Source organism: Streptomyces sp. 13-12-16, from assembly GCF_002114215.1.
GTDB lineage: Bacteria > Actinomycetota > Actinomycetes > Streptomycetales > Streptomycetaceae > Streptomyces.
This window is the reverse complement of sequence record NZ_NCTE01000130.1, coordinates 1-6,620: the sequence shown is the minus strand read 5'-3', so window position 1 is coordinate 6,620 and position 6,620 is coordinate 1. Positions and strand designations below refer to the sequence as shown.

Genomic DNA, 6,620 nt, shown 5'->3' with positions numbered 1-6,620 from the left:
CAGCACGGTCACGCCCGCGCCGGGACCGGCGCCGGCAGCGCCGCCCCGCCGATCGGCGCCGTCCCGCCGGCACCCGTGGACGCCGGACCGCCCCGGGCGCTTCCGGACGTGCCGGAACCGGAGGTACCGGAGGAACCAGCACCGCCGCCCTGCCCGGAACCGGACGAGGGGGAGGCCGAGGGCGAGGCGGACGGCGTGGCGCCGGTCATGCCTTCGGCGCCACCTTGCTCAGGCCGTTGATGATGCGGTCCATCGCGTCGCCGCCCGTCGGGTCGGTCAGGTTGGCGAGCAGCTTCAGGGTGAACTTCATCAGCATCGGGTGCGTCAGTCCGCGCTGGGCGGCGATCTGCATGATCTTCGGGTTGCCGATGAGCTTCACGAAGGCCCGGCCGAGCGTGTAGTAGCCGCCGTAGGTGTCCTTCAGCACGCGCGGATAGCGCTGGAGGGCGATCTCCCGCTGGGCCGGAGTGGCCCGCGCGTGGGCCTGGACGATCACGTCGGCGGCGATCTGCCCGGACTCCATGGCGTAGGCGATGCCCTCGCCGTTGAAGGGGTTCACCAGTCCGCCCGCGTCACCGACCAGCAGCAGGCCGCGCGTGTAGTGCGGCTGGCGGTTGAAGGCCATGGGGAGCGCGGCGCCGCGGATCGGGCCGGTCATGTTGTCCGGGGTGTAGCCCCAGTCCTCCGGCATGGACGCGCACCAGGCCTTGAGGACCTCGCGCCAGTCCAGCTCCTTGAAGGAGTCGGAGGTGTTGAGCACGCCGAGGCCGACGTTGCTCGTCCCGTCGCCCATGCCGAAGATCCAGCCGTAGCCGGGCAGCAGCCGGTCCTGCGGGCCGCGGCGGTCCCACAGCTCCAGCCAGGACTCCAGGTAGTCGTCGTCGTGGCGGGGCGAGGTGAAGTACGTACGGACCGCGACGCCCATCGGCCGGTCCTCGCGCCGGTGCAGGCCCATCGCCAGGGACAGCCGGGTGGAGTTGCCGTCGGCGGCCACCACCAGCGGGGCGTGGAAGGTGACCTCCCGCTTGTCCTCGCCGAGCTTGGCCTTGACGCCGGTGATGCGCCCGGTGCGGTCGTCGACGACCGGTGCGCCGACGTTGCAGCGCTCGTACAGCCGGGCGCCCGCCTTCTGGGCCTGCCGGGCGAGCTGCTCGTCGAAGTCGTCGCGCTTGCGGACCAGGCCGTAGTCGGGGAAGGAGGCCAGTTCCGGCCAGTCGAGCTGGAGGCGGACCCCGCCGCCGATGATGCGCAGTCCCTTGTTGCGCAGCCAGCCGGCCTCCTCGGAGATGTCGATGCCCATGGCGACGAGCTGCTTCGTGGCGCGCGGGGTGAGGCCGTCGCCGCAGACCTTCTCCCGCGGGAACTCGGTCTTCTCCAGCAGGAGCACGTCGAGTCCGGACCGGGCCAGGTGGTACGCGGTGGCGGAGCCGGCTGGCCCCGCGCCCACGACGATCACATCGGCGGTGTTGTCGGAGAGGGGCTCGGTCACGGCGGGATCTCCCCAAGTTCGAAATCTGCGTGCCGACCGGCACTGGACACGGGCAGTCTATTCAGCACGAGTGATCACCCGGCTGAAGGGCTGCCCCCGTGAACCGAGCTCTCCCCGTCGTACGGCTGCGCGTCCCCACCCACGAGGACGCCTTCGCCTGGCACCGGATCTTCGACGACCCGGACGTCATGGAGTTCCACGGCGGCGCGTCGGCGGAGCTGTCGGTCTACGAGGAGCTCACCGCCCGCCAGCGCCGGCACGACGCCCAACTCGGCTTCTGCCTGTGGACCGTGCTCGACGACTCCGGCCGGGTCATCGGCTTCACCGGCGCCCAGCCGTGGGAGCGCGACTGGGGCCCGACGGGCGAGATCGAGATCGGCTGGCGGCTCGCGCGGGAGCACTGGGGCAAGGGGTACGCCACCGCGGCGGCCCGGCAGACACTGGAGCGGGTGACGGCGGCGGGCCTGACGGGCGTGGTGGCGATGGTGGACGCCCGCAACTCCCGTTCCATAGCGGTCACCCGACGGCTCGGGATGCGGCTCGCCGAGACGTTCACGATCCCGTCCACCCGGCGGGAGGGCCACTGCTACCGGCTGGACCTGATGACCCCCGCACCCGATGGTCACTCAGAGTAATCAATTGTCACGGAAAGCCACTTGATGCTTCCGGCGGGCACGGCACCGGGTCTACTCTGCCGGTACCGCTTGGGGGTGACGTCCGTGCGTATGACACCCAGGACACCGACGCCCGAAGTGCGCGTGCCGCGCCTGGTCGGACTGATGGCCGTGGACGCGCGCGAGTCGGCCCGGGCCCGGGGCCTGTCCGTGAACGCCCCGGACCGGGCGGACTTCCCGTTCGTCGTCGTCGACTACGTCGTACGGCAGTATCCGCAGCCCGGTACGGAGGTGCCGCGGAACTCCGTGGTCCACGTGTGGTTCGACTTCGGTGAGGGCGAGGGCGGCGGAGGGGTGCGCGAGCCGCGCGGGCCGGTGCCGCCCACGGGCGGGCTCCAGCGGGAACTGGAGGAACCCGCCCCGCCCCACGCGGTGCTGCTCAGCTCTCCTTGAACCCCCGGTGCAGCGCCACCACGCCGCCCGTGAGGTCGCGCCACGCCACCTTCGACCAGCCGGCGCCCTGCAGCCGCCCGGCCAGCGCGGGCTGGTCGGGCCAGTCGCGGATGGACTCGGCGAGATAGACGTACGCGTCCGGGTTGGACGACACCGACCGGGCGACCGGCGGCAGCGCGCGCATCAGGTACTCGGTGTAGACGGTGCGGAACGGCGCCCACGTCGGGTGCGAGAACTCGCAGATGACGATCCGCCCGCCGGGCCGGGTCACCCGGTGCATCTCGCGCAGCGCCGCGTCCGTGTCCTGCACGTTGCGCAGCCCGAAGGAGATGGTGACGGCGTCGAAGACGTCGTCCCTGAAGGGCAGCCGGGTCGCGTCGCCCGCCGTGTACGGCAGCCAGGCGTTGTTCCGCTTGCCGACCCGGAGCATGCCCTGGGAGAAGTCGCAGGGCACGACGTAGGCGCCGGCGCGGGCGAAGGGCATCGACGAGGTGCCCGTGCCGGCCGCCAGGTCCAGGATCTTCTGCGCGGGCCGGGCGTCGACGGCCTTGGCGACCTCCTTGCGCCATCGCCGGTCCTGGCCGAGGGACAGCACGTCGTTGGTCAGGTCGTATCGTTCCGCGACGTCGTCGAACATCGAGGCGACTTCGTGCGGCTGCTTGTCCAGGGATGCGCGGGTCACGCGCCCATTCTTGCAGCCCGCCCGCCCGGCAGGAGCGTCGGCTTCCGGCGGGCGGCGACGTCCTCGACCCAGCCGCACGCGAGCACGAAGGCGCCGATCAGGACCCAGCCGACGCCGAACAGGAACCACTGGCTCCCCAGCGGCAGGTGCGCCTCGAACGCGGGCACCTCCCAGAACCGGTCGATCAGCGGCACGGCCAGGACCAGCGCCACCTCGTGCCAGAGGTAGATCGTCACGGCGCGCGCGTTGAACACGGTCACCAGCCGGGAGCGGGACGGGCCCACGAGGCCCGCGTACTCCTTGGCGTACATCAGCAGCGTCACGAACCCGGCCGACCAGAAGGCCTGCGCGAGCGGGTTGTCGTCCAGGTCGTAGGTGCCGCCGTACGCGGACCGGTGGGCGAGGGCGTACCAGCCGCCGTAGGCGAGCGCGGCGAGCGACGCCACGGCGACGGCGAGGGGGCGCAGCCGCCCGAGCACCCCCTCGTGGTGGGCGAAGCCGAGGAGCCAGCAGAACAGGAACGTCGCGAGGTCGGTGAGGGCGCTGCCGGGCCGCCCCTCCGGCGGCTGCCACAGGTACGTGAGGACGACGACCGGGACGAGCGACAGCACCAGCACCACGACCGGCGACAGCCGGAAGATCCGCAGCAGCAGCGGGGAGAGCAGCACGAACCACAGGTACGTCCGCAGGTACCAGACGATCTCCCAGGCCTGCCCGGCCCAGGCGCTGCCCGGCGGGTCGCCGAGCGGCACGATCCAGTACACGATCCGCCACCCCGGCATCCAGCCGTGCACCAGCATCGCGGTGACCACGAAGAAGCCCCAGAACCAGAACGGCGGCAGCAGGCGGCGGACCCGGCCCCGGATCACCGTGAGCGCGGGACGCCGCAGCGACCTGGCCATCAGGGTGCCGGCCAGCCCGAACATCACCCCCATCGACGGGAAGACCATCCCCGCCCAGGCCCAGCCGAAGGTGTGGTACGCCACGACCCGGACGAGGGCCACCGCGCGCAGGAGGTCGAAGTACCCGTCGCGGCCCGGCGGGGACGACGGGCCGGCCGGGGCCGCCGGTTCCGGACGTCCGGCCCGTCCGGCCCGTGCGGCCCCCTTGCGGTGCGCCCCCATCAGCCGCCCGTCCCCGCCGACGGCATCCCGACCTCGCCCGTCCGCTTCAGCTTCTGCCAGCGCAGCCGGCCGCCGGTCAGGGCGGTGACACAGGAGTGGATGAGGACGAGGTACATCATCTGCCGGTACGCGAACTGCTGCAGCGGCATCATCAGCAGGTACCGGTACTTCTCCCGGTCGAGCCGGAAGGCGTACGCGGCGCACACCAGCTGCACGGCCAGGACGGCCAGCCAGGCCAGCAGGGCCGCCCGGAAGTCGACGAAGAGCATCGAGTACACGGTGAACACGTCGATGAGCGGCGCGAACACCGGCGTGACGATCTGGAAGAGCACCACCAGCGGCATGCCGACCCGCCCGAACCGCCCCGAGGGCCCCTTGTCGGTGAGGGACCCGCGGTGCTTCCACAGCGCCTGCATGGTGCCGTACGACCAGCGGTAGCGCTGTGACCAGAGCTGCCGCAGCGAGCGGGGGGCCTCGGTCCACGCGCGGGCGTGCTCCTCGTAGACGACCCGCCAGCCCTCCCGGTGCAGCGCGATGGTGATGTCGGTGTCCTCGGCGAGGGTGTCCTCGCTCATCCCGCCGACCTGGAGGACCGCCTCGCGGCGGAACGCGCCGATCGCGCCGGGAATGGTCGGCATGCAGCGCAGCAGGTCGTACATGCGCCGGTCGAGGTTGAAGCCCATCACGTACTCGATGTGCTGCCAGGCGCCGATGAGCGTGGAGCGGTTGCCGACCTTGGCGTTGCCCGCGACGGCGCCCACCGACGGGTCGGCGAAGGGCTGCACCAGGCGGCCCACGGTGTCCGGTTCGAAGACGGTGTCACCGTCCATCATCACGACGATGTCGTGCCGGGCGCTGCGGATGCCGTTGTTCAGGGCGGCCGGCTTGCCCGCGTTCTCCTGCCGGATCACCCGGACGCCCGGCAGTCCGAGTCCTTCGGCGAGCTCCGCCGTACCGTCCGTGGAGCCGTCGTCGACGACGATGATCTCGATCGGATGGGTGCTTCCGGCCAGCGACCGCAGTGTGTTCTCGATGCACTCCTTCTCGTTGTACGCCGGGACGATCACGCTGACCGGCCGGGTCACGGGCGGCCCCCAGCCGAAGCGGCGTCTGTTGCGCTGCCGGTGGTGGCGCCGGGCGAGGACGAGCATCAGACCGAACCGCCCCATGACGGCCACGCCCACGATCACCAGGCCGGCCGAGAGCGCGGGCACCGTCCACTCGGCGACGGTGACGGCCGCGACGAGCGCCTTGCCCTCGTAGAGGATCGTGCCGGTGGCGGGACGGTGGGAGGCCTGGAGCCGGCTGCCGGTGCCGGACGGAGCGCCGGCGGCGGGCCCGCCCGCTCCGGATCCGTCGGCCCCGGCGGACTGCTGCTGTTGTTGCTGCTGCTGCTGCTCGGCCATGGCACCGCTGACGGTGGTGAAGGTGTACCCCTCCGCCTGCATGTTCTCGATGTACTCCGCCAGCGCCTCGACGGTCTGCGTGCGATCGCCGCCAGAGTCGTGGAAGAGCACCGAAGCGCCCTCCCCGTCCTCCGGGGTGGCCCCTTCGACGATCTTCGCGACGCCCGGTTCCTTCCAGTCCTCGCTGTCGGTGTCGATGAAGACGCTGGTGTACCCGTCCTCGCCGAGCTGCTGGTAGACCTCCCAGCTGTAGTTGTCGACGGCGTCCGGCTTGGAGGAGTACGGCGCCCGGAACAGCGTGGTGGTGATCCCGGCCGCACCCGCGAGCGCGAGCTGGGTCTGCTCCATCTCGCGGGTGACGCGGGCGGAGCTCTGGTACGACAGGTCGACGTGGGTGAAGGTGTGGACGCCGATCTCGTTGCCCTGGTCGACCAGGTCCTTCACGATGTCGGGGTAGCGCGACACCATCGAGCCGACCACGAAGAACGTGCCGGGCACGTCGTGCTCCTCCAGGACCTCCATGACCTTCGGCGTCCAGGTGGGGTCCGGTCCGTCGTCGAAGGTGAGCACGATCGTCTTGTCCGGGACGGAGACGGTCTCGGCCTGCCCGCCGGGGAAGGTGAGGATCGGTCCGCCGTCGAGGACCTCGTCGGGCACCTCGGAGGACGAGGCCCCGGTGCGGACCCGCTGGTCGTCGCCGACCTCGGCGCGCAGATAGCCGTCGAGGAGCATCACGCAGGTCAGGGCGAGCAGGAGCAGCAGCGCGAGGAGGACCCGCGGCCGGTGCAGCGCGGCGGCCCGCCCGGCGGCGCGCTCGATACGGGTGGGGGCGCGGCGCCGGCCGCGCGCGGG

6 protein-coding genes are annotated in these 6,620 nt (G+C 71.8%); 2 read left to right on the top strand and 4 right to left on the bottom strand.

The window, feature by feature from the left end; genetic code table 11:
* Window positions 1-205 precede the first annotated feature (205 nt).
* A complete protein-coding gene (locus B7767_RS06100) occupies window positions 206-1,489 on the bottom strand; it encodes a geranylgeranyl reductase family protein (RefSeq protein WP_085571225.1) in 1,284 nt (427 codons plus the stop codon).
* 98 nt (window positions 1,490-1,587) lie between these two features.
* Between B7767_RS06100 and B7767_RS06095 the strand changes: the two genes are divergently transcribed.
* Both B7767_RS06095 and B7767_RS06090 read left to right on the top strand, forming a co-directional pair.
* A complete protein-coding gene (locus B7767_RS06095; protein ID WP_085571224.1) occupies window positions 1,588-2,124 on the top strand; it encodes a GNAT family N-acetyltransferase in 537 nt (178 codons plus the stop codon).
* A 90-nt stretch (window positions 2,125-2,214) separates the two neighbouring features.
* Entirely contained in the window at window positions 2,215-2,556 is a 342-nt protein-coding gene (locus tag B7767_RS06090) for a PASTA domain-containing protein (protein WP_085571223.1), read from the top strand.
* Here B7767_RS06090 and B7767_RS06085 read toward each other — a convergent pair.
* From B7767_RS06085 to B7767_RS06075, 3 genes are all read right to left on the bottom strand, one after another.
* Entirely contained in the window at window positions 2,543-3,238 is a 696-nt protein-coding gene (locus tag B7767_RS06085; protein WP_085571222.1) for a demethylmenaquinone methyltransferase, read from the bottom strand. The two genes, B7767_RS06090 and B7767_RS06085, sit on opposite strands and share 14 nt — an antisense overlap.
* Window positions 3,235-4,362 (bottom strand): acyltransferase, encoded by a 1,128-nt coding sequence (locus B7767_RS06080; protein WP_085571221.1) that lies wholly within the window; start codon window positions 4,360-4,362, stop codon window positions 3,235-3,237. Before B7767_RS06080 ends, B7767_RS06085 begins: the two co-directional genes overlap by 4 nt.
* On the bottom strand, window positions 4,362-6,620 hold a 2,259-nt coding region (locus B7767_RS06075; RefSeq protein ID WP_256923334.1), incomplete at its 5' end, for a bifunctional polysaccharide deacetylase/glycosyltransferase family 2 protein. The genes B7767_RS06080 and B7767_RS06075, both read right to left, overlap by 1 nt.

What these genes read in the sequence shown, in the direction of transcription:
- B7767_RS06090 (WP_085571223.1), top strand. Translation starts at nt 2,215, where the DNA reads ATGACACCCAGGACACCGACGCCCGAAGTGCGCGTGCCGCGCCTGGTC.
- B7767_RS06080 (WP_085571221.1), bottom strand. Translation starts at nt 4,362, where the DNA reads ATGGGGGCGCACCGCAAGGGGGCCGCACGGGCCGGACGGGCCGGACGT.